Raw genomic sequence first — 23,010 nt, forward strand, 5'->3', positions numbered from 1 at the left:
CGCGGCCCGCTTGTCCGCCCCGTTCTCCCTGAGGGAGGCGGGGCGGACTGCGTTCGGGCCCGGCCTACTGCTCGGTGGACTCCGGCGGCTCCGTGTCCCCGGGCTCCCACCCGACGGCCCGCATCCGACGCGTGAACTCCGCGTGCGCGGCCCGCATTTCCTCGACCCGGTTGGCTTGGTACAGGGGCCCCTCGTACCCGTCGGGCACGTTCGCTTCGAGCGGGAAGCTCTCGTGGGAGCTGAGCTGCTTCCAGGCGTCCTTCGGCTGCCCGTACCCGTGCTGCTGGTGCGCCTTGGCGATCCGGCGTCCCGTCGCGTCGAACCACATGTTCTCCTCGTACTGCTGAAGTACGGGGAACCGGGCGCGATACATGGCGACGAGCTCGTCGGCGCTGATGCCTAGCCATACGGCTACGAGGGCGTCGATCTCTACGAGGGCGGCGCGGCGGGCGAACTCCGCGCGGAGGGGGGCGTCGCGAGTCCAGGCGGGGCCGACGCCCTCGGCGAGCGAGGGCGTGTCGTCGGGCCAACGGGTGGCGGCGGCCCAGGTGTCCTGCTGCCAGGCTGAGTCGTAGAGCTCTTCCCAGAGGGGGGCGTAGGCGTTGGTCTGGGCGTTGAGGCGGAGGGTGCGGAGGAGGAGCGATTGAGCGAGGGGGTGGCACGAAGTAGGGGCCGGCATGGTCTCTGCATCTGAGACGTTTAGGTGGCCACGACTTGAGGCTCTGAGAGCGTAATCGAGGGGCAGCGAAGCCAAAAACCCTGCAACGAGCGCAGTTTGCAGGTTTGAAGCCAGCGCGGTGCTAAGTACAGCATTGACGTGAGTTGCACCGGGCGGTACCACGCTGGCAAAGAGACTTCGCTCAGTGTTCGATGGGACCATCTCTCGCCATGCGACGCGAAAGAAATCCGTGTAGGGGCGGGTGCTCGCTTCCCTCAGCAGGGCATCGACAGCCTCCTCTCGGGAGCTGTCACTCAGCTCCGGCCTGGCTGCCAAGATGTCGCCCTCCGCAGCATGAACCGCTGCCGGGAAAGCCTTCAGTTGTGCGAGGCGTTTGTAGTCCACCCAACGAGCTTGTGTCGCGACAAAGCGCGCACGTGATCCTGCTGGGCGGTAGTTAGTTCGCGGAATCTCGTCATCGTGAAGGTTCATTGCAGCCCAGGGCTCCACTTGGACTGAAGTGCGAGCTCCATCGATTGGCCGCTTAGCGAAAGGCGTGGCGATGCCGAAAAATGGCCCCTGAAGGATGACGTCGCTCCAGCTATTTGCCGGGCCGGAGTCCCAGGTGAAGTAGCCAGCGGTCCGGTCGCTCTTTTCGTGGAGCCCAGAACTGATGCGTGGACGCAATGCGCCGAGCCGATGTGGCCACCTGGCGAGGGCAGCAATTGCCGACTCCTCGGACGTAGTGACAGGAAACAGCAACTTGGTTTCTTCGACAGGCGGTGGGTTTTCCTCCCCTGCCAACTTCTGCCACTTGGTAAGCGTGGACTGATTCACCGTGACTACGCGCTTCGCGTGCGGTCGAGTGTCCCAAGCGCCGTTGTACTTGACACCGGGTGCGTCACCTCTGCCGTCGTGCCGTAGCGACTCGGAGAGCACCAGAGGATGCGCCAGCCAGCTGAGGTGCTGGAAGCGGATCTCTCGGCCGCTTCCGTAGACGTTCACGCTGAAGTGCGTGCTGTGACCGACCGGGAGGGTGAAGAGGTAGAGCTCGTTCACGAAGTCTGCGTGCAAGCGCAGGTGACGGTAGGCGGCCTTTCGGAGAATTCCTTCCTTGGAGCCGGTCAAGTGGGTCGTCGGATGAATGAGCCCTGCCGCGCCACGCTCTCCCGTCGCCCGCCACACCAGCAACATGAACGCCCGATACAGATCTGGCTGCGTCCCCACCAGCTCCGGATGGGTGTCCACCGACGCCAAGTAGCACGACAACGCTGCCGAGTCTGCCAGTTCTCCCAGGAACGCCGACTGGGCCGTCTGCCCGCCCAGAACTGCGGCCTTGTGATCAGCCCACGCCTCATTACTCGGCTTCTCCGCGAGCTCGAACCACGGCTCGAACTCCGCGAGGACCCCGCCTTCCTTCCACTCCTGCTGCACCCACGGCGGGTTCCCCACCATCAAGTCGAACCCACCCCCCGCAAACACATGCGCGAAGTCCAGCTCCCAGTGCAGGAACCCCCGCTCCCTCGCGATGCGCACCGCCGTCCCGTGCCACGGGAACAGGTCGCCCAGGCTCAGGAAGTCCACCCACCCCGAGATCTCGGTCATCTTGTCGTCGAGGGTCCGCTCGAACTCATCAAGTCCCTTGAGCCCGTTGACCTTCGGCATCTCGAACAGCGAACCGGCATCCTTCCCCGGCTCCACGTCAACCCGGCCGACGACCGACTCCGCGAACTCGATCCACTCGTCCAGGTTCCGCAACGCCACCTTCCGGTCCATGGCGCCCTTGCCGAGCTTCTTCAGGTCCTGCGCCCCGTTGAAGTAGTCCGGCGCCGTGCCGTCCAAAAGCGCGACCTCCTCCAGCGGCCAGAACCACAGCGCGCACCACGCGTCCATGACCTGCTTCAGCCGCCAGTACGGGCTGCCAGGCGCCTCCAGCGCCTCAAGCACGGCCTCCCGGTCCATCACCGGCGCCGACCGCTTGCCGTCCCCCTCCGCACCCCACACCGGGATGTCACGCGAGATCTCCTGCTCCGACAGCTCAAGCCGCAGCCGGACCAGGCCCCACAGGTACTCCACCCGCTCGGCCAGCGCCCGCAGGCGGCCCGTCTGCCCGTAAGAGCCGTCGTCCGCGTTCGTACCGGCCGCCGAAGAGGCGACACGCTTGGCGGGCGCGGGCGCGGGCGCGGCGTCAGCAGCCGACGCCGCCGCGAAGTCGAAGCCCGACTGCTCCCAGATGTCCAGGCCCAGGTCCAGCGCCCCCTGCCCGGTCCGTTCCTCCCGCTTCAGGACGGTCGCCTGGCTCGTCGCGGCCTTCCCCGAAGCGGAGGCCGAAACCGAGGCCGACGCCCTCTTCTCACCCTTCGGCGCCCGCCGCATCGCCGAGCGCCACTTCCGCATCGCCTCGATGAGCGACGGGTCCAGCCACTCCGCCACCGCCCCCGCCACCACGCTCTTCCCGGTGGCCTTCCGCACCGACACCGAGTCGCCGACCGAGCCCCACCCGAGCGCCGGTAGCAGGAACTGGTGCACCGGCCGGTGCACGCCGCTGCCCCCCAGCGCCTCCGTCAGCGGGACCGCCTTCGGCGCCTGGCGGCCGGAGGACTTCAGCCAGCCGCCGTCACCCAGCGACTTCCCCGGGTACACCTTGCGCGCCGCGCCGATCAGCGAGTTGCCCCGGTGGAGGTGCAGCCCGTACCAGGGCGCCCGCATCCCCGGGTACATGGTGTTGAGCCACAGAGAGATCTCCGCCAGCTCCACCGCGGTCCTGTTGAGGTCGACGCCGTACGCGTTGTGGAGGGCGATGTACGCCTTGGCCTTCTGGAACTCGCGCGGGTACTCCTCCGGGTCGATCTGCTCGCCCCGCTCCTTCTGCGCCAGCTTCAGATACAGCTCGGCCAGCTGGTTGACCGCCTCGTTCAGGAACGCGCCGGAGCCGAGAGCGGGCTCGCACACCCGCCAGCGCAGCACCTCCGCCGCCGTGACGCCGGACTTCTCCGGTTCGCGCGGGTCGATGCGCCCCTCGTCGTCGAGGCGGAAGCGCAGCGTCTGCTCAACCGTCGCCCGGGTCAGGGACTCCGGTGTGTAGTACGAGGCACTGGTCTGCCGATCCCGGCCGGCCAGCCGGTACACGTACGAACCGACCTCGTGCACCACCGAGTCGGGCACGCCCGTCTCAGGGTTGACGGCGTCCTCCTTGACGAAGACGCTGTCGCCCGGCGCGTCCGAGTAGAGCCCGCTGCGGACCTGGTCGGTCGTGATCAGCCAGGACCCGCCCTCCGGGTTGCCGCCCTTGGCGACCTCGTACATCGGCTTCTCGGCGATGAAACCGGTGTACGACATCAGGCCCTCGTACACCGCGCCGAGGTGGTTGATGCTGAGGTTGGCGTAGCTGATGAACCCGCCCCGGCCCTTGCCCTTGCCCTCGACCAGGGTCAGATGGCGCAGGACCTGGTGCAGCACCTTGTTGCGCAGGCGCAGGTCCAGGGGGGTCGCAGGGGCCGGTGAGCCGTCGCGACGGGTCGGTTCCGGGTAGTCGATCCGCTGCCCGACCAGCTTTATCGAGGTGGGGTCGAAGAGCCGTGAGCGCAGCGCCTCGATGCGTACGCTCTCGTGGCCGTCGTCCTCGGCCAGCTCCGGGGCCTCCTCGACGGGCGCGCTCCGGTCGGTGACCGTGTTCGCCACCGGGTGGCCGTTGAACACCTTCTCGAAGAGCAGGGAGAGGGACTCGTGGAAGTGGAACCCGTCGCGGGACGCGCTGCCCAGCTTCTCCTGGACCACGAGCTCACGCAGCCGGGCCACGCTGTATCCGGAGGCGTACGCCTCGCTCTTCACCGGCAGGATGTCGAGCTCGGGCCGGGCCTCGGCGTACAGCAGGAACAGGATGCGGTACAGGTAGCGCAGCGACTCCTCGGTGAGCAGGCGCGGCAGGTCGCCGTGCTCCGGCAGGGCGCCGGGCAGCCACTCCGGCAGGTCATCCGGGTGGACCCCGAACTCCGTGCGCGCCCGCCCGAGCACCTCGTTCGCGATGAGCTGGACGGACTTCTGGAGGCCGACGCGGAGTTCCGCGGTCACGCCCACCGAGTGGTCCCGGGACTCGGCGACCAGCTTGGCGATCTCGTCGTCCGAGCCGTCCTCGGCCGGGCGCAGGGACGAGGCCGCGAAGACCGCCGCGATCAGGTCGATCTCGTTGGCCTTGGCCCCCTTGGCCGCCTTGCGGGGGAGGGCGGTGTCCAGGTTCACGGCGAGGTAGCGGCCACGGGAGAACTGCTGCTTGTCCGCGAGGATCAGCACCCCGCCGAACAGCAGCAGCGCGTAGCGCGGGGCGTTGTCCGCGTTCAGTACCCAGGAGGCCAGCTCGCGGACGGTCGTCAGGGTCTTCGAGGCCGAGAGACGAACCGGTGCGGCGAGGAGGTTCGCCGGGCCGTCGCCGCGTGTGGCGTCCAGGTCCTCGGCGAAACCACCGGCCAGGACGACGACGCCGGGCTCCGCGTGGGCCACGGGCACGGCGATCGGACCGGTCGGGGTGCGGGCGGTGAAGTGCCCGGGACGCGGGTCGAAGCCCAGCGCCTTCAGCAGGCGTTCGTGCCAGCCGTCCAGCGCGCCCCGCCACTCGCCCTCGGGTGTGCTGTCGGCCTCCGCCTCGGGCTCCTGCAGCGGCTGGAAGGCCGGCGGTTCCGTGTCCGGGCCGACCGCCTTCAGCACGGCCGCGGCCGCCGCCTGCGCGGCGACCGCCGGTGCGTACGGCAGCCCGTTGTACTTCTCGGCGTCCGGGGCGAGCACGGCCCGGACGTCCATGTAGGGGCGGGTCAGATCGCGCAGGTTCTGCCGGGGCGTGGCCTCACCCTGGCGTTCGCGCGCCGACCACTGCTTGAGGGGGCCGCTCGCGAGCTGCTTCGGCAGGATGTCGTCCAGGTAGAAGGACGGGAGGTACTCGCGCTCGTTGATCAGGGAGTCGAACGTCACGCCTGCTGCTCCTGCTCGCTGTTCATGGTGGGGAGGTCGAGGGGACGAGGGCTCATGCGCCGGGCTCCAGCACGGCCAGGACCCGGATCATCGGCTCGCCCGAGGTCCGCAGCCGGGCGGCCGCCCCGGCCAGGCGGTCCGCCGCCTCGTCGCGGGTGGAGCGGGTGAAGCCCGGAAGCAGCTCCTGCCGCCAGTCGTTGACCTGCTTCTCGTACGCGTGCAGCGGGGCGTCGACCTCCCGGTCGGCGATCTCGCGCAGACCGTCGAGTTCGCGGCGGGTCACGGCCACCGCCTCCGGGACCAGCCGCTGAAGGTTCTCCAGGGGGCCCGGGGTGTAGTGGTCGGGCATGTCCGGCCCGATGCCCAGGTCGGCGAGCAACTGCGGCGTGAGTTCCCGGACGCGCGGCTCCGGCCCGTCGAGCCGGTCGATCGCGCGCCAGGCGACCAGGGTCGGGCGGCCCTCGGCGTTGGACCACACGCCCTGGGTGAGGACCACCGGCGAGGAGGCGCGGGCGGGGTCGACCTGGAGGACCTGGGCCTGCTGACGGCCGAGCTGGACGAGCACCTTGTCGGTGATCCACTCGACGACGGGGTGGAGCTCGCCGACGTAGTGGGCGTCCGGCCACAGGGAGGTCGAGTTCGAGTCCTCCCGTGCTCTCTTGAGGGAGTCGGCCGCGTCCTCACGGCTGAAGGTCAGTTTCATCCGGCGGGCGATGTTCTGGTCACGCAGATAGCCGGACGGCAGGACGTCGAGCCGGTCGGCCAGGTCCTCGGGGGTGTCGAAGCTCAGGTCGGTGCCGTGGAAGGTGGCGTCGAGACGGAGGGACTCCAGCCGGGCGAGCTCCTCCAGCCCGGTGCGTACGTACAGGAGGCGGTTGCGCTCCGGTGCGGTGTCGAAGAGGCGCAGTTCGTCCACGGTCGGCACGCCCGGCTCCTCCGGAGCCGGGCCCCGGCCGTCCTGCGCCGGGACGGGCTCGTCCTGCGCGTCGGACCCGTAGTCGTCCAGGTCCATGTCCAGATCGAAGTCGAATTCGGCGTCGAAGCCCGTGCCCGGGCCCGCGCCGTCTTCGTCCGCCGGTGCGGGGCCGGTGCCGAACTCGCTCATCGTCCGCCGGGCGACGGGGAACTCCTCGCCGAGACCCCCGCCCTGGGCAAGGGCCTCCACATCGACGGCCTCCAGGTCTGCGACCGCCTCCTCCGGAGGGGCCTCGCGGAGCAGCGCCTCCATCACGCGGCGCTCCTCCTTGTCCCAGTCGTCCTCCCGCGTGGCGGCCTCCACCGCACCGAGCACCTCGTGGACCCGGGCCTCGCGGGCGAGGACCTTCTCCGCGACGGTACGGTCGTCCAGGGCGCCCCCGACCTCGCTCCGCAGGATCAGCGCCCGGAACTCAGGGTTCTCCGTCTGCCCGTAACGGTCGATGCGGCCGTTGCGCTGCTCGACACGGATCAGGCTCCAGGGAAGGTCCCAGTGGACGAGGTGGTGGCACTGACGGTGCAGGTTGACACCCTCGGAGGCGCCGTCGCCGGTCAGCAGCAGCCGTACGTCGCTGCCGGCCCGCGCGAACTCGTCCACGTAATCCATCTGGACCGTGTCCGAGACCTCGCTGTGCATCACCTTGACGGCTGCCTCGCCGTCCTCACGCTTTCGCCAGCCCAGCAGCGCGGGCAGCACCGTCCCGAGCCAGTTGAGGGTCTCGCGGCGCTCGGAGAACACGACCGCGCGGGTCCGGCCGCCCGGACCGACCCCGATCTTCCGGAGGTAGGAGACGAGGGCGGCGAGCTTGGCCGTGGCTGTGGGACCGGGTCCGGCCGTCGACGCCCGCTCGATCTCGCGGGCGAGCTCCGTCAGCCGTACCAGCGAGGCGACCTCCGGCACCGGCGAGTGCGCCTCGGCGCCGGTCAGCGGCGGATCGGTGACGTGCTTGTGGCCCTCGGGCAGGGCGTACCCCAGACCGGACAGCTTCTTGCGGGCCGTCGCGAACAGCGCCCGGTGCGAGGACAGGAAGGACTTCAGCAGCACGTACGGGAAGAGATGATCGGCCCCGTGCGGGTCCGGGCTCCCGAGCCAGCTCCCGGTCAGCTCGGCGAAGACGCGCTCCTCCAGCTCGCCCGCCGCGCACGGGATCGGCTCCGACGCGCCGCGAGGCGCCCAGGAGTCGTGCAACGCCTTGGCCACCTCCGTGCTCACCTTCGTACGGCGCAGCATGAGGTGGTGCAGCTCCGACGCCTTCGGGTGCTGCTCGTCCGTGACCGCCATCGGGTCCAGCAGACGGACCAGACCGGTGAAGTCCCGCATCACACCGTTGTGCGGGGTGGCGCTCGCGAGGACCAGCGCGTCCGTCTGCTTCGCGAGCAGCTCGGCCAGCACGCGGCGGTCGCTGCTCCGGTTGATCAGGTTGTGGGATTCGTCGATCACGACGGCGTCCCACTCGATGCCCTGGAGCCAGGCCCCGTAACGCTTGGCGTTCTTCAGGGTGTCCATCGAGATGATGACGCGCTTGTAGTACGTGAACGGGTTCCGGCCGACGGGGATCTTCCGCTCGATCCGGGAGATGCCGACACTGTCCAGGCGGACGAGGGGCAGCGAGAAACGGGTCCACATCTCGTGCTGGAACTGCTCCAGCACCGGCGCCGGAGTGACCACGAGAATGCGCTCCCCGCGTCCCCGGCGGATCAGCTCGCCCAGCAGGATGCCGATCTCCAGGGTCTTGCCCAGGCCGACCACGTCACCGATCAGCAGGCGTGGCCGCAGCGGGTTCGCGAGAGCCTTCTCGGCCGGGCGCAGCTGATAGTCCATGCGATCGAGCAGGAAGCCCTCGGTGAGCGCGAGGCGGCGTTCGATCTGGGGGAGCGGGGTCTTGCGCAGCACGGCCTCAAGGAAAAGCCGGCTGAGGCGGAAGCTCTCTGACCCGTCGTGGACGAGCCTGGTGTTCTCGGGGCGCAGGACGCGCGGCATGCCGTCGAGCGAGGTCAGGAAGCGCGCCCGGTGCCCGCGCACCAGCTCGGAGGCGCCGGTGGCCTCGATCACGATCTCGCCGGAGGGGGTCCGGCCGCTGCTGCGGACCAGCCACTCCTCGTCCCGTACCTCGATCACCGTGCCCGCGGGGGGTGGGCCCGAGGAGAGTTCGGACGCTGCGTCGGGCATGGCGGGTGGTTCCTTTCGACGGGCCGGCGGGACGCGCGCCGGACCCGGGCACGTACGAGGTTCTGTTCCTACCGGTGAGGAGGGGGCTACGGGGCCCTTTTGAAGCCTAGACGGCCTGGGAACGCTGCTTGCGCCAGGCCCGGGAGGCGCCCGTGCGGCCGGTCAGAGGTGTCCACTGTGCGCGTACGCCCTGCGGAGCCGCTCGGCGGCGTCCCGGGCGAGGCGCGGCACCACCTCGGACTCGGGCACCGCGTGCGGTTGCGGGGGTGCCAGGTCGTAGCTGGTCACCCCGGGCTGCGCCGGCACCGGCGCGACGGCTTCCGGAGGCGGCTGCGCCGCGGGGTCCACCACGGTCGGCACGTATCCGGCGGGACCGGGCGCGGGCTCGGCAGCCGGGGCGAGGGGCGCCGGGACCTGCGCCTCGGCCTCCAGGAACTCGTCGAACAGGTCGGGTGCCCATGGGCTGTCCGGAGCGCCCCCGTCGTCCACGGCCTGCTGGGCCGCCTGCCGGACCCCGGGGTCCGGCAGATCGGACAGCGCCCGCGCCGGGAGCTCGGGAGTCAGCCCGGACTCCGCCACCAGGCTCCGCAGCTGGTCCGCGGCGGCCTCTTCCGTCAGCCCGTGATCGATGAGCAGCTGGCGGAGGTCGCTCGCGATCTCGTCCAGGGACGGCCGCTGCTCCGCCGTCTGTACGAGAATCCGGCCCAGCAGCGGCAGGCACGGCCCGTACACACCGTCCCACTTCGGGGCGGTGGGCATGGGACCGTACGGGTACGGCGGCCGCTTCGTGGCAGCGAAGAAGAGCACGGCCCCCAGCGAGTAGATGTCCGCCGGCTCCGTGACGTGCTTGGCGTCCCTCGCCTGCTCCAGAGACATGTAGGACGGGGTGCCGAAGCCGGTACCCGTCTTCGTGAGAGCCGCGTCGCTGTCCCGCTCCGTGAGCACGGCGAGACCGAAGTCGAGCACGACGGGACCGTCCGGGCCGACGGCGATGTTGCCCGGCTTGAGGTCGCGGTGCAGCAGCTTGGCGCCGTGGATCGCGCGCAGCGCGTCGACCAGGGCGAGTCCGAGCGCCCCGTACGGTCCCACGGCCAGCGGGCCGCAGGCGTGGACGAGCTTGTGGAGGGTCGGGCCGGGGACGTAGTCCATGGCCAGCCAGGGCTGTTCGGCCTCGGCATCGGCGCCGAGCAACGCCGGGACCCGGGCGCTGGCGACCGTACGCATCGTCTCGATCTCCTGCGCGAACCGAGCCCTGGTCTCCTCCTCGGAGTGCTCGGAACTGTCCCGCAGCTTCGACGGCTTGATGACCTTCACCGCCGCCAGCACCGGCTGCGCCGACTCGTCCAGCTCCGTCAGGTGATACCCGGCCTCCAGCTCGGGACCCAGATGCTCCAGCGGGAGCCTGCGCCCGAGGTAGGTGCGGCCCATTCCGCCCTGGCCGAGTACGGCGAGCAGTTCGAACGGGCCGAGTAGCGCCGGGTCCGTCTCCTCGTTCAGCTCGTACACGGCCGTGCCCCCACCCCTGTCGAACCTGATCGTGCTGTTGTCGGCGGTGCGGGCGGTCCCGGAGGAGCCGGACGCACGGGGAGGCCGCGTCCGGCCGACGGCGTACGCGGATGCGGACAGTCTAGGACGGGCGGCCGCGTCCTCTGCTGGGGCTGAAGCAGGTCAGGGAGGTGAGCGGCTGGATCGGACTGTACGCTGGCTGAGAACCGACGTGCGAGCCCTGCGCATGGGACGCCCCGCTGCGATCGGGGCAGGCAGCCCCGGACACCCCGCAGGGATGTCGACGTGAGGGTTACTCGTTGCCGCGTCCGTCGATTCGGTACCGCGGTCCGCGAAACGTTCGTGCGATGTCCTCTCGACGAGATCGCGTGACGCACGACGAGGCTTATCCCTGTGCCCCCTCAAGATTGGCCTGGTTGGGTCCCGCTGCCGTGAATTCGTCCTTGGGGGGAGCGCCGTTGGCCCTGCGCTGTGGTGTACCCGCGTGGTAGAAGTCTGATGCTGTTCCCACGCTCTGGTCGTTCCGCCGGCCAGTTGCCTTCGGGCGTTAGGAGCCCTCGGCTGTGCCACCCACTTTGTATCGCGACACCGGTTACACGCTCCGGCATCTGATCGAGAACATCGAAGGCGGCCGTATCGGACTCCCCGACATCCAACGCCCGTTCGTCTGGTCCGCGGCGAAGACCCGCGATCTCTTCGACTCGATGTATCGGGGCTACCCGATCGGCACCCTGATGTTCTGGGAGACCGGCGCTGAGGTGGGGACGCGACAGATCGGAACGGAAGCCGGTGATCGGGCGCCTCAGCTGTTGGTTGTTGACGGGCAGCAGCGGCTCACCGCCCTGTTCGCTGTCCTCACTGGGCGCAAGATCGTCACTAAGTCTTTCGACGAGATCAACGTTCGCATCGCGTTCCGTCCAGAGGACCAGACGTTCGAGGTCACGGACGCGGCGATCGAGCGCGACGCGCACTTCATTCCGGACATCACCGCGCTATGGGCCCAGGGCGGTTACAAACCCACCGTCCGGCAGTTTTTCCAGCGGCTCGAACAGGCCATCGGCCAGCCCTTGTCGGACGCTGCCAAGGATGAGCTCGAAGAACGCGTAGATAGGGTCCGGGACCTGCACGAGTTCCGCTTCCAGGTTGTGGAGTTGGGTGCTTCGGCCAACGAGGAGCAGGTCGCCGACATCTTTGTGCGCATCAACTCCGAAGGCGTGAAGCTCAACCAGTCCGACTTCATTCTCACCCTGATGTCAGTGCATTGAGAGAAGGGCCGCCGCCAGCTCGAAGGCTTCAGTCGCGGCGCGGTGGTAGCAGGACTCCCCGGTCCGAGCCCTCGAAACGCCTTTCTGGACCCTAGCCCAGACCAACTGTTGCGCGTAGCTGTCGCTGTCGCCTTCAGGCGCGCCCGGCTGCAGCACGTCTACAGCGTCCTACGAGGCAAGGATCTTGAAACCGGCAAGGTCACCGCCACTCGACGGCAGGAGCAGTTCAACCGCCTCGCCCAAGCACACACGAAGGTCCTGGACCTGACCAGCTGGCACGAGTTCTTCCAGTGCGTCACGGCAGCCGGCTTCCGCAGTCGCAAGATGATCACCTCCGACAATGCCCTGCTGTACAGCTACACGATCTGGCTGATCGGGCGCCACGACTTCGGACTGCCGGTCGATGAACTCCGTCCCGTGATCGCACGGTGGTTCTTCATGGCGCACACCACCGGCCGATACTCCAACTCGCCGGAGTCACAGATGGAGTTTGACCTGGGACGGATCGGCAGTCTGCTGCCAGGTGACGGCCGAGCCTTCACCGCGGAACTCGACCGGATCATCACTGCGAACTTCACCGGCGACTACTGGGACATCTCCCTCCCGAACCGGCTGGACACATCCTCATCGCGTTCACCAGTGCTGTTCGCCTACCAGGCGGCGCTCAATATCCTCGACGCCGAAATGCTCTTCGGCGACCAACGAATCCGTGATCTGCTGGACCCTTCAGTCCAGCCCGCCAAGGCTGTCGGCCGGGATAACCTGTTCCACCGCAAGGCGCTCGCCGGAATGGGTATCACGGACCGGCGCCAAGTCAATGCCATCGCCAACATGGCCTACGTGACGTGGCCGGCGGACGAGCTGCCCAACACCGACGCACCACGCGACTACTGGCCGAGGATCACGTATGCGATGGACCCGAAGGTGCTCGAGCGGCAGGTACGGTGGCACGCGCTCCCGGTCGGCTGGGAACAGCTTGACTATTTCACCTTCCTGGAACGGCGGCGCCGGCTAATCGCCAAAGTCGTGCGGGAAGCGTTCGAAACCCTCACAGGGGAACGCCCTGTGTATGTTCCAACCACCCCGGCCGACATGATCGCCGCCGGCGAGTCCCAGGGCACCGAGTTCAAGGCTAGCGCCCGCTGGAACGTCCATACCCGAGAGGCCGACAAGTCGCTACGGCATAACATCGTCAAGGCCGTCTGCGGCTTCCTGAACGGCGAGGGCGGAAACCTGTATGTCGGCGTCGCTGACGACGGGACCGTCCTCGGCATCGAGAACGACCTCACCACTCTGGAGGTGGATCAAGCCGATCGTGACAACAGCGCTCGGCCACAGCGTTCTGACCTCTACTCGATCGAATGACAGGGAAAGAGTTTGCCGTGGACGGACCTGTCGTTCGACACCGAGATGCCGGCCGACGTCGTGGCGCGAGTGCGGGAGGCTGATCGCGTCGAGCCCCGGCCAAAGTCCCAGAAAAGTCCCAGAGGTGCCACCGCAGCCTCTCTGGCCTTGCATTATGCAGGTCAAGAGGGGTGCGGTGGAACTTTTCCGGAGGTGCCTCAGATGTCCCGGAAGATCTCGATCTGCGCCCCCACCGAGTTCAGCCGCTCCGCCAGCTCCTCGTACCCGCGGTTGATCACGTACACGTTGCGCAGCACCGACGTGCCCTCCGCCGCCATCATCGCGAGCAGGACCACCACCGCCGGGCGCAGGGCGGGCGGGCACATCATTTCGGCCGCGCGCCACCTCGTCGGGCCCTCGACCAGGACGCGGTGCGGGTCCAGGAGTTGGAGGCGGCCGCCGAGGCGGTTGAGGTCGGTGAGGTAGATGGCGCGGTTGTCGTAGACCCAGTCGTGGATCAGGGTCTGACCGTGGGCCGAGGCGGCGATGGCCGCGAAGAACGGGACGTTGTCGATGTTGAGGCCCGGGAACGGCATCGGGTGGATCTTGTCGATCGGCGCCTCCAGTTTGGAGGGGCGGACCGTCAGGTCGACCAGCCGGGTGCGGCCGTTGTCCGCCGCGTACTCTGCGGTGCGGTCGCAGTCGACGCCCATCTCCTCCAGGACCGCCAGCTCGATCTCCAGGAACTCGATCGGCACCCGGCGGATCGTCAGCTCGGACTCCGTGACGACGGCGGCGGCGAGCAGGCTCATCGCCTCGACCGGGTCCTCGGAGGGGGAGTAGTCGACGTCCACGTCGATGGAGGGCAGGCCGTGGACGGTGAGCGTCGTCGTGCCGACGCCCTCCACCCGTACGCCCAGCGCCTCCAGGAAGAAGCAGAGGTCCTGGACCATGTAGTTGGAGGAGGCGTTGCGGATGACCGTGGTGCCGTCGTGGCGGGCGGCGGCCAGCAGGGCGTTCTCGGTCACGGTGTCGCCGCGCTCGGTCAGCACGATCGGGCGGCCGGGCGTGACGGAGTGGTCGACCCGGGCGTGGTAGATGCCCTCGGTCGCGGCGATCTCCAGGCCGAAGCGGCGCAGCGCGATCATGTGCGGTTCGATCGTGCGCGTACCGAGGTCGCAGCCGCCCGCGTACGGCAGCTTGAACGCGTCCATGCGGTGCAGCAGCGGGCCGAGGAACATGATGATGGAGCGCGTGCGGCGGGCGGCGTCCGCGTCGATGGCGTCCATGTCGAGCTGGGCCGGCGGGACGATCTCCAGGTCGGTGCCGTCGTTGATCCAGCGGGCGCGCACGCCGATGGAGTTCAGGACTTCGAGGAGGCGGTAGACCTCCTCGATGCGGGCCACCCGGCGCAGCACCGTACGGCCCTTGTTGAGCAGTGAGGCGCAGAGCAGCGCCACGCAGGCGTTCTTGCTGGTCTTGACGTCGATGGCGCCGGAGAGCCGGCGCCCGCCGACCACGCGCAGATGCATGGGGCCGGCGTAGCCGAGCGACACGATTTCGCTGTCGAGTGCTTCACCGATGCGGGCGATCATCTCAAGGCTGATGTTTTGATTGCCGCGCTCGATGCGGTTCACGGCGCTCTGGCTGGTTCCGAGCGCCTCGGCGAGCTGGCTCTGTGTCCAGCCCCGGTGCTGACGGGCGTCACGGATGAGCTTGCCGATACGTACGAGGTAGTCATCTGACATGTCGGCAGGCTATCTCAGATATGAGATGGCGCCCGTGTGGGGGTGTGCCGTTCGGGTGAGAGGCGTGTGCCGGATGTGGTGAGGGGGGCGAGGAGGTGGTGTACCGGCACGGCAGCGACAAGCGGCCCTCGACGGGCCGGTCGCGGTGGCGGGCCGGTCGCGGTGGCGGGCCCGTCGCGGTGGCGGCCCCCGGCCCCAAGGTCCCCGGCCCCAAGGTCCCCGGCCCCAAGGGCCCCGGCCCCAAGGGCGGGCGCGGCACCGGCGTCGGCGGCCCGGCCGGCAAGGGGCTGATCCGTCGCCGTACCTCCCCCTGAGGCTGTTCGGGTATCCGTGTCGCGGGCAAAAACGCAGGTAGCTCTGGTGTCACGCTCGGATGCGCGGCGTACCAGGGCGCCCGGACATGACCCGTCAGCGGTCATGTACTAGAGTTATCTCGACATCGAGATATATGCCGAAGGCGCACAGCGGGCCGCCGCACGGTAAGGGTTACCTAACTAAGCCTTACCTTAGCGGATGGCCCGGTGGTCCGAGGCGGCACCACGCCGCGTCCGCCGTGGCGAGGCGCGGCGCGGAGTTACGCGCACATTGATGAAGGAGACTGTCGTGTCGGCGAACAGCTTCGACGCCCGCAGCACGCTGCGCGTGGGCGACGAGTCGTACGAGATCTTCAAGCTGGACAAGGTCGAGGGCTCCGCGCGCCTCCCTTACAGCCTGAAGGTGCTGCTGGAGAACCTGCTCCGCACGGAGGACGGCGCGAACATCACGGCCGACCACATCCGGGCGCTCGGCGGCTGGGACTCCCAGGCTCAGCCCAGCCAGGAGATCCAGTTCACGCCGGCCCGTGTGATCATGCAGGACTTCACCGGTGTGCCGTGTGTCGTGGACCTCGCCACCATGCGTGAGGCCGTCAAGGAGCTCGGCGGTGACCCGGCGAAGATCAACCCGCTGGCCCCGGCCGAGCTGGTCATCGACCACTCCGTCATCGCCGACAAGTTCGGCACCAACGAGGCGTTCGCGCAGAACGTCGAGCTGGAGTACGGCCGCAACAAGGAGCGCTACCAGTTCCTGCGCTGGGGCCAGACCGCCTTCGACGAGTTCAAGGTCGTCCCCCCGGGCACCGGCATCGTCCACCAGGTCAACATCGAGCACCTGGCCCGTACGGTCATGGTCCGGGGTGGCCAGGCGTACCCCGACACCCTCGTCGGCACCGACTCGCACACCACCATGGTCAACGGCCTCGGCGTGCTGGGCTGGGGCGTCGGCGGCATCGAGGCCGAGGCCGCGATGCTCGGTCAGCCGGTCTCCATGCTCATCCCGCGCGTCGTCGGCTTCAAGCTGACCGGCGAGCTCCCGGCCGGCACCACCGCCACCGACCTCGTGCTGACCATCACCGAGATGCTCCGCAAGCACGGCGTCGTCGGCAAGTTCGTCGAGTTCTACGGCGAGGGCGTCGCCGCCACCTCGCTCGCCAACCGCGCCACCATCGGCAACATGTCGCCGGAGTTCGGCTCCACCGCCGCGATCTTCCCGATCGACGACGAGACGCTGAAGTACCTGCGCCTGACCGGCCGTGACGAGCAGCAGGTCGCGCTGGTCGAGGCGTACGCCAAGGAGCAGGGCCTCTGGCTGGACCCGTCCGCCGAGCCCGACTTCTCCGAGAAGCTGGAGCTGGACCTCTCCACGGTCGTCCCCTCCATCGCCGGCCCGAAGCGTCCGCAGGACCGCATCGTCCTCGCCAACGCCAAGGCGCAGTTCGCCCAGGACGTCCGCAACTACGTGGACTGCGTGGACGAGGCGGGCAAGGAGTCCTTCCCGGCCTCCGACTCCCCGGCCATCGGCGCCGCGGGCCCGACGAACCCGGTCCCCGTCACCGCCCCCGACGGCACCACGTACGAGCTGGACCACGGCGCCGTCACCGTCGCCGCGATCACCTCGTGCACCAACACCTCGAACCCGTACGTCATGGTCGCCGCGGCGCTCGTGGCGAAGAAGGCGGTCGAGAAGGGCCTGACCCGCAAGCCGTGGGTCAAGACCACCCTCGCCCCGGGTTCGAAGGTCGTCACCGACTACTTCGACAAGGCGGGCCTGACCCCGTACCTCGACAAGGTCGGCTTCAACCTCGTCGGCTACGGCTGCACCACCTGCATCGGCAACTCCGGCCCGCTGCCGGAGGAGGTCTCCAAGGCGGTCAACGAGCACGACCTCGCGGTGACCTCGGTGCTCTCCGGCAACCGCAACTTCGAGGGCCGGATCAACCCGGACGTCAAGATGAACTACCTGGCGTCCCCGCCGCTGGTCGTCGCGTACGCCATCGCCGGTTCGATGAAGGTCGACATCACCAAGGACGCCCTCGGCGTCGACCAGGACGGCAAGCCGGTCCACCTCGCGGACATCTGGCCGTCCGAGGCCGAGGTCAACGACGTCGTGGCGAACGCCATCGGCGAGGACATGTTCAACAAGTCCTACCAGGACGTCTTCGCGGGCGACGCCCAGTGGCAGGCGCTGTCGATCCCGACCGGCGACACCTTCGAGTGGGACTCCGAGTCCACCTACGTGCGCAAGCCCCCGTACTTCGAGGGCATGACCATGGAGACCTCGCCGGTCGAGGACATCACCGGCGCCCGGGTCCTGGCCAAGCTGGGCGACTCGGTCACCACCGACCACATCTCCCCGGCCGGTGCGATCAAGGCCGACACCCCGGCCGGCAAGTACCTCACGGAGCACGGCATCGAGCGCCGCGACTTCAACTCCTACGGCTCGCGCCGCGGTAACCACGAGGTCATGATCCGCGGCACGTTCGCCAACATCCGCCTGCGCAACCAGATCGCGACGGGCACCGAGGGCGGTTACACCCGCGACTTCACCCAGGACGGCGCTCCGGTGTCGTTCATCTACGACGCCTCGCAGAACTACCAGGCCGCCGGCACCCCGCTGGTCATCCTGGCCGGCAAGGAGTACGGCTCCGGCTCGTCCCGCGACTGGGCGGCCAAGGGCACCGCGCTCCTCGGCGTCAAGGCCGTCATCGCCGAGTCCTACGAGCGCATCCACCGCTCGAACCTCATCGGCATGGGCGTCCTGCCGCTCCAGTTCCCGGAGGGCCAGACCGCCGAGACCCTCGGCCTCACCGGTGAGGAGACCTTCTCCATCTCCGGCGTGACCGAGCTGAACGACGGCACGACCCCCCGCACGGTGAAGGTCACCACCGACACCGGCGTGGAGTTCGACGGCGTCGTCCGCATCGACACCCCCGGTGAGGCGGACTACTACCGTAACGGCGGCATCCTGCAGTACGTGCTCCGCAGCCTGATCCGCAAGTAGGGATCAGCGGCAGTACGGCGAGAGGGCCGCGCCCCCGGCGACGGGGGTGCGGCCCTCTCTCATGTTCCGGAGCCGACGGGTCGCTCAGTAGAGGAAGGAATAGATGTTCCAGCCGCCACTGATCTTCGCCTTGGGCTTGTACGGGGCGGCGGCGTCGCCGGTGCCCTCGTACCGCCACAGCACCCCCGACTTGTCGCGGGCGAGGAGGTCGGAACGGCCGTCCCGGTTGACGTCACCGGTGGAGATGAGCCAGTCGTACGTGTTCCAGCCGCTGCCGATCTTGGTGCGCTTGGCGTACGGGGCGTCCGCGTCGCCGGTGCCCTTGTAGAGCCACAGGACGCCGGACTTGTCGCGGGCGACGAAGTCGTTCTTGCCGTCACCGTCCAGGTCGCCGTTGCCGGCGAAAGCGGTGTAGATGTCCCAGCCGTAGCCCACCTTCGTGCGCTTGGCCAGCTTGCCGCTCTCGTACCCCAGGTAGAGGTAGAGGTCGCCCTTCGAGTCGCGGGCGAGGATGTCGCTGGGCACGTCCCCGCCGATGTTGCCGGGGGAGAACGTCATGTTGTAGATGTCCCAGCCGTAGCCGACGTCGTCGCCCCAGAGCTCGCTGGGTGGGCGGTAGTTGACGCTGCCGGAATTTCCGAAGGTGTAGATCCCGTCGGGCCGGCCGTCCCCCGTGTGGTCGACCTTGACCACGGCACGGATGCCGCTCCAGCCACGTTCTTCGCTGTTGTCGGGGACGAAACCGCCCTCGCGCGTCGACTCGAAGCACACGCGGAACAGATTGCTGTCGATGCCGCACAGATTGAAACGCGGAGTGGCTGCTGCCGCCGCTGCCGCGGGCTGGTCCGCCCGCGCGCGCAGGGACGGCTGCGGGGCGTCGGCCGCCACGGCGGAGGTGCCGGTGGCGACGAGGGCGGCGGTGAGCGCCGCGGCCGCCGCGCGAGCGGCTGTGCGTGTGTGGTGCCGGCCAGTGGTCTTGGCCACGAAGACTCCATGGGTCGTCAGGAACCGTGCGTCCGCCCCCGGTTGGGAGTGGAACACAGATTCGACCACATCGTGTCACGGCCATGGGCACGAAAGCCTTACTTCCGATCGGAACGGAACGTGCTCGTGGCACGACGAGAGGGCCGCACCCCCGGCGACGGGGGTGCGGCCCTCTCTCATGTTCCGGAAGGGAACTACCGGACGGCTCAGAAGAGGAACTTGTAGCCGTCCCAGCCGCTCGTGCCGATCTTCGCCTTGGGCTTGTACGGGGCGGCGGCGTTGCCGGTGCCCTTGTACAGGTAGAGCTCGCCGCCCTTGCGGGCGATGAGGTCGGTACGCCCGTCCAGGTCGACGTCGCCCGTGGAGATCAGACGGTCGTACGTGTTCCAGCCGCTGCCGATCTTGGTGCGCTTGGCGAACGGCGCGTTCTGGTTGCCGGTGCCCTTGTAGAGCCACAGGACGCCGGACTTGTCGCGCGCGACGACGTCGTTCTTGCCGTCGCCGTCCAGGTCGCCGTTGCCGGCGATCTCGCTGTAGATGTCCCAGCCGTAGCCGGCCTTGATGCGCTTGGTGACCGTGCCGTCGCCGTACCCGAGGTAGACGTAGAGGTCGCCCTTGGTGTCGACGGCCAGGATGTCACCCGCCGCGGCTCCGCCGATCTGACCGGGGGAGACGAGCTTGTTGTAGATGTTCCAGCCGTAGCCGATCTTGACCGAAGACGCGTCGAACTTCAGGTAGCCCATGTCCCCGTTGGTCTCACGGAACCAGAGGCCGTCGCTCTCTCCGTCGACCTGGTTGTCGACCTGCATCATCGCGCTGACGCCGAGCCAGCCCGAACCCGAGACCTCGCGGGCGGTGAGGCCGCCCTTGCCGTTCGGATTGTACGAGTAGGCGGTACCCGCGGAGTTCACGCCGTACAGCGCGAACGAGGGGGTGGCGGTGGCGGCCGAGGAGGCCGCTGCCGGCTGGTCCGCCGCCGCGCCGAGCGACGGCTGCGGGGCGTCGGCGGCCACGGCGGAGGTGCCGGTGGCGACGAGGGCGGCGGTGAGCGCCGCGGCTGCCGCGCGAGCGGCTGTGCGTGTGTAGTGCCGGCCAGTGGTTTTGGCCACAAGTACTCCATGGATCGTGAAGTGGGACGTGGCCCGCCGCACGGAGGCGGCGGGCCACCGATTCAGCCGAATCGTGTCACGATTTCGGACGCGAAACCTTCACGTTTCGTCATGACTCTGTAACCGTGTGGCCGGGATCAGAAGAAGAGGCGGTACGTGTTCCAGCCCGAGGTGCCGATGATGGCCTTCGGCTTGTACGGCGCCGCGGCGTTGCCCGTGCCCCGGTACAGGTACAACTCGCCCTTGGCGTTGCGCGCGACGAGGTCCGTGATGCCGTCCATGTTGAGGTCACCGGCGGCGAAGATGGTGTTGTACGCGTTCCAGCCGCTGCCGATCTCGGTGCGCTTGGCGTACGGGTCCTTCTGGTTGCCGGTGCCCTTGTAGAGCCACAGGACACCGGACTTGTCGCGGGCGACGAGGTCGTTCTTGCCGTCGCCGTTCAGGTCGCCGTTGCCGGCGATGTCGGTGTAGATGTCCCAGCCGTAGCCGACCTTCATGCGCTTGGTGACCGTGCCGTCGCCGTAGCCCAGGTAGAGGTAGAGGTCGCCCTTGGCGTCGCGGCCGAGCAGGTCACCGCCCTCGGCGCCACCGAACTGACCGACGGAGACCAGGGTGTTGTAGATGTCCCAGCCGTAACCGACCTTCTTCGCCGCGGAGTTGTCGTTGGCGTAGTAGTAGATGTCGCCCTTGGTGTCGACCTGCCAGCGGCCGTCCGCGATGTTGTCCGCGTTGTTGTCCACCCGGCCGACGAACTTGACGTCCTTCCAGCCGGTGTCGAGCGGGACGCGCTTTTCGAGGCTGCCGTCACCGCTCGGCGTGTAGTAGTACGAGGCGCCGGAGCTGTCGAGACCGGCGAGACCGAACAGGGGAGCGTCGCCCGGCTCGGCGGCGAAGGCGGATGCGCCGGTGCCGACCAGGGCCGCGGTTATCGCGGCGGCGGCGAGACGGGTGGCGGCCCGTCCGGTCCGACGGCCAGAGATCTTGGCCACGTGTGTTCTCCATGGGTGGTGGGACGAGGCGTGACGCGCCGCGGGATACGGGGACACGCCACGGAATTGAGGGTGATCCTTTCACGACTCCCTCACGTCTCCAAGGGTTTGGCGAAATGAGGCCAACGCTGCGTCTTCGCCCCGGTATGCGGACGTTGCGGGGGACCGGCGGCCAGTCATTGACAGCGGGATGCGTACACCGGCGCGGGCCGGGCAAGCGGACGTTAGCTTCCCGAAACTCTCAGGACAGCGGAAGAAGAGGAGTTGTCGTGTCATTTCTGTGGGCCATCATCGCGGGACTCATCATCGGCCTGCTGGCCAAGCTCGTCATTCCCGGCCGCCAGCCCATCCCCCTCTGGCTGACGGTTCTCCTCGGCATCGTCGGAGCCCTCGTCGGCAACGCCCTCGCCAGTGCCTTCGGCGTACGCGATACCGGGGGCATCGACTGGATCAGGCACGTCTTCCAGATCGGCGTCGCCGCCGTCCTCATCGCCTTCGTCAGCCCCGCGTGGGCCCGACGGCGCACCTGAGCGACCGCATGACAACGCCCTGCCCGCCGCGCATCGCGGCCGGCAGGGCGAAGTCGTGTCCGTGTCCGCGGATCAGGCCCGGTGCGCCGCGATCAGCCCGTGATACCAGCGGTAGCTGTCCTTCGGCGTGCGCTCCTGGGTGTCGTAGTCGACCCGGATGATGCCGAACCGCTTCGCGTACCCGAGCGCCCACTCGAAGTTGTCCAGCAGCGACCACACGTAGTAGCCCCGCACGTCGACGCCGGCGTCCATCGCCGCCCGCAGCGCCGCCAGATGCGTACGCAGGTACGTGACGCGGTCCGCGTCGCGCACCGACCCGTCCGGCTCCACGGTGTCGTACTCAGCCGAGCCGTTCTCCGTGATGTGCACCGGCGGCAGCGCGTCCCCGTAGGTCTCCTTCAGCGCGGTCAGCAGGTCGGTGAAGGACTCCGGGACGACCGGCCAGCCCATCGCGGTCCTGCGCACACCCGGGTACTCGGTCTCGCGGTACCGGTTGTCGGTGGCGACCCGCAGCGCCGGGTCCGGCTCGCGGTGCGGGGCGTCGGCGACCACGATCGGGCGGTAGTAGTTGATGCCCAGGAAGTCCAGGGGCTGGGAGATCAGCTCCAGGTCGCCCTCACGCCGGAAGTCCTGCCCGGTGATCAGCTCGCCCCAGGTCTCCTCCTCGGTGGCGGGGTAGCGGCCGGCCAGGATCGGCTCGGTCCACACCAGGTTGTGCTGGGTGTCCGCGCGGACGACCGCGGCCAGGTCGGCGTCCGACCCGGTGGCCGGGACGTTGCGGTCCAGGTTGAGCGTGATGCCCGCCTCCCGGACCCCCGCCGCCCGCAGCGCCTTCATCGCCAGGCCGTGGCCGACGAGCAGGTGGTGGGCGGCGGCCAGGGCGCCGCGCCCCTCCTTCGCGCCCGGCGCGTGCCGGCCCACCGAGTAGCCGAGGAACGCGCTGCACCACGGCTCGTTCAGCGTGATCCAGCGCGGCACCCGGTCGCCCAGGTGCTCCGCCATGATCGCCGTGTACTCGCCGAACCGCTCGGCCGTCTCGCGTACCCGCCAGCCGCCGCGGTCCTCCAGGGCCTGCGGCAGGTCCCAGTGGTAGAGCGTGGCGGCCGGCTCGATGCCCGCTTCGAGGAGTTCGTCGACGAGCCGTGAGTAGAAGTCCAGGCCCTTGGGGTTCACCGGTCCCGAGCCGTCCGGCTGGATGCGGGACCAGGCGATCGAGAAGCGGTACGAGCCGACACCCAGCTCGCGCAGCAGCGCCACGTCCTCCCGGTAGCGGTGGTAGTGGTCGCAGGCGACGTCACCCGTGTCACCGCCGTCCGTCTTCCCGGGCGTGTGGCTGTAGGTGTCCCAGATCGACGGGCCGCGGCCGTCCTCCTGGGCGGCACCCTCGATCTGGTAGGAGGCCGTGGCCGCGCCGAAGACGAAGCCGGGCGGAAACACGGGGAAGTCAGTCAT

13 protein-coding genes are annotated in these 23,010 nt (G+C 68.9%); 5 read left to right on the top strand and 8 right to left on the bottom strand.

What is annotated here, in order from left to right; translation table 11 throughout:
• Positions 1-64: 64 nt before the first annotated feature.
• From E6P78_RS22105 to E6P78_RS22115, 3 genes are all read right to left on the bottom strand, one after another.
• Positions 65-5,620, bottom strand: coding sequence for a DNA methyltransferase (locus tag E6P78_RS22105; protein WP_136205373.1), 5,556 nt, complete (start codon positions 5,618-5,620; stop codon positions 65-67).
• A gap of 52 nt (positions 5,621-5,672) precedes the next feature.
• Entirely contained in the window at positions 5,673-8,765 is a 3,093-nt protein-coding gene (locus E6P78_RS33895) for a DEAD/DEAH box helicase (protein WP_136205374.1), read from the bottom strand.
• Between the two features lie 162 nt (positions 8,766-8,927).
• Positions 8,928-10,271: a serine/threonine-protein kinase gene (locus E6P78_RS22115; protein WP_136205375.1), complete on the bottom strand. Its 1,344-nt coding sequence runs from the start codon at positions 10,269-10,271 to the stop codon at positions 8,928-8,930.
• A gap of 563 nt (positions 10,272-10,834) precedes the next feature.
• Here E6P78_RS22115 and E6P78_RS33075 point away from each other — a divergent pair.
• Together E6P78_RS33075 and E6P78_RS33080 are read left to right on the top strand one after the other, a co-directional pair.
• Complete coding sequence (locus tag E6P78_RS33075) at positions 10,835-11,536, top strand: DUF262 domain-containing protein (RefSeq protein ID WP_206307875.1); 702 nt, start codon at positions 10,835-10,837, stop codon at positions 11,534-11,536.
• Between the two features lie 108 nt (positions 11,537-11,644).
• A complete protein-coding gene (locus tag E6P78_RS33080) occupies positions 11,645-12,901 on the top strand; it encodes an RNA-binding domain-containing protein (protein ID WP_206307876.1) in 1,257 nt (418 codons plus the stop codon).
• Between the two features lie 197 nt (positions 12,902-13,098).
• Here E6P78_RS33080 and E6P78_RS22125 read toward each other — a convergent pair whose 3' ends face one another.
• A complete protein-coding gene (locus tag E6P78_RS22125; protein ID WP_136205376.1) occupies positions 13,099-14,628 on the bottom strand; it encodes a UDP-N-acetylglucosamine 1-carboxyvinyltransferase in 1,530 nt (509 codons plus the stop codon).
• Positions 14,629-14,723: 95 nt separating this feature from the next.
• Between E6P78_RS22125 and E6P78_RS32890 the strand changes: the two genes are divergently transcribed.
• Both E6P78_RS32890 and acnA read left to right on the top strand, forming a co-directional pair.
• On the top strand, positions 14,724-14,942 hold the full coding sequence (locus tag E6P78_RS32890; protein ID WP_168712678.1) for a hypothetical protein: 219 nt from the start codon (positions 14,724-14,726) through the stop codon (positions 14,940-14,942).
• A 289-nt stretch (positions 14,943-15,231) separates the two neighbouring features.
• Positions 15,232-17,946 (top strand): aconitate hydratase AcnA, encoded by a 2,715-nt coding sequence (gene acnA / locus E6P78_RS22135; RefSeq protein ID WP_136205377.1) that lies wholly within the window; start codon positions 15,232-15,234, stop codon positions 17,944-17,946.
• 84 nt (positions 17,947-18,030) lie between these two features.
• Here acnA and E6P78_RS22140 read toward each other — a convergent pair whose 3' ends face one another.
• The 3 genes from E6P78_RS22140 to E6P78_RS22150 all read right to left on the bottom strand — a co-directional run bounded on the left by E6P78_RS22140 (position 18,031) and on the right by E6P78_RS22150 (position 21,028).
• Positions 18,031-18,930, bottom strand: coding sequence for a VCBS repeat-containing protein (locus E6P78_RS22140; protein ID WP_136205378.1), 900 nt, complete (start codon positions 18,928-18,930; stop codon positions 18,031-18,033).
• A gap of 206 nt (positions 18,931-19,136) precedes the next feature.
• On the bottom strand, positions 19,137-20,039 hold the full coding sequence (locus tag E6P78_RS22145; protein WP_136205379.1) for a VCBS repeat-containing protein: 903 nt from the start codon (positions 20,037-20,039) through the stop codon (positions 19,137-19,139).
• A gap of 137 nt (positions 20,040-20,176) precedes the next feature.
• Positions 20,177-21,028: a VCBS repeat-containing protein gene (locus E6P78_RS22150; protein WP_136205380.1), complete on the bottom strand. Its 852-nt coding sequence runs from the start codon at positions 21,026-21,028 to the stop codon at positions 20,177-20,179.
• Positions 21,029-21,297: 269 nt separating this feature from the next.
• Here E6P78_RS22150 and E6P78_RS22155 point away from each other — a divergent pair, with 269 nt between their 5' ends.
• Entirely contained in the window at positions 21,298-21,558 is a 261-nt protein-coding gene (locus tag E6P78_RS22155; protein WP_136205381.1) for a GlsB/YeaQ/YmgE family stress response membrane protein, read from the top strand.
• A 72-nt stretch (positions 21,559-21,630) separates the two neighbouring features.
• Here E6P78_RS22155 and E6P78_RS22160 read toward each other — a convergent pair whose 3' ends face one another.
• Entirely contained in the window at positions 21,631-23,010 is a 1,380-nt protein-coding gene (locus tag E6P78_RS22160) for a GH1 family beta-glucosidase (protein ID WP_136205382.1), read from the bottom strand.

It is taken from the genome of Streptomyces sp. A0958 (genome assembly GCF_004795035.1).
Lineage (GTDB): Bacteria > Actinomycetota > Actinomycetes > Streptomycetales > Streptomycetaceae > Streptomyces.

What these genes read in the sequence shown, in the direction of transcription:
- E6P78_RS22160 (WP_136205382.1), bottom strand. Translation starts at nt 23,010, where the DNA reads ATGACTGACTTCCCCGTGTTTCCGCCCGGCTTCGTCTTCGGCGCGGCC.
- E6P78_RS33895 (WP_136205374.1), bottom strand. Translation starts at nt 8,765, where the DNA reads ATGCCCGACGCAGCGTCCGAACTCTCCTCGGGCCCACCCCCCGCGGGC.
- E6P78_RS22125 (WP_136205376.1), bottom strand. Translation starts at nt 14,628, where the DNA reads ATGTCAGATGACTACCTCGTACGTATCGGCAAGCTCATCCGTGACGCC.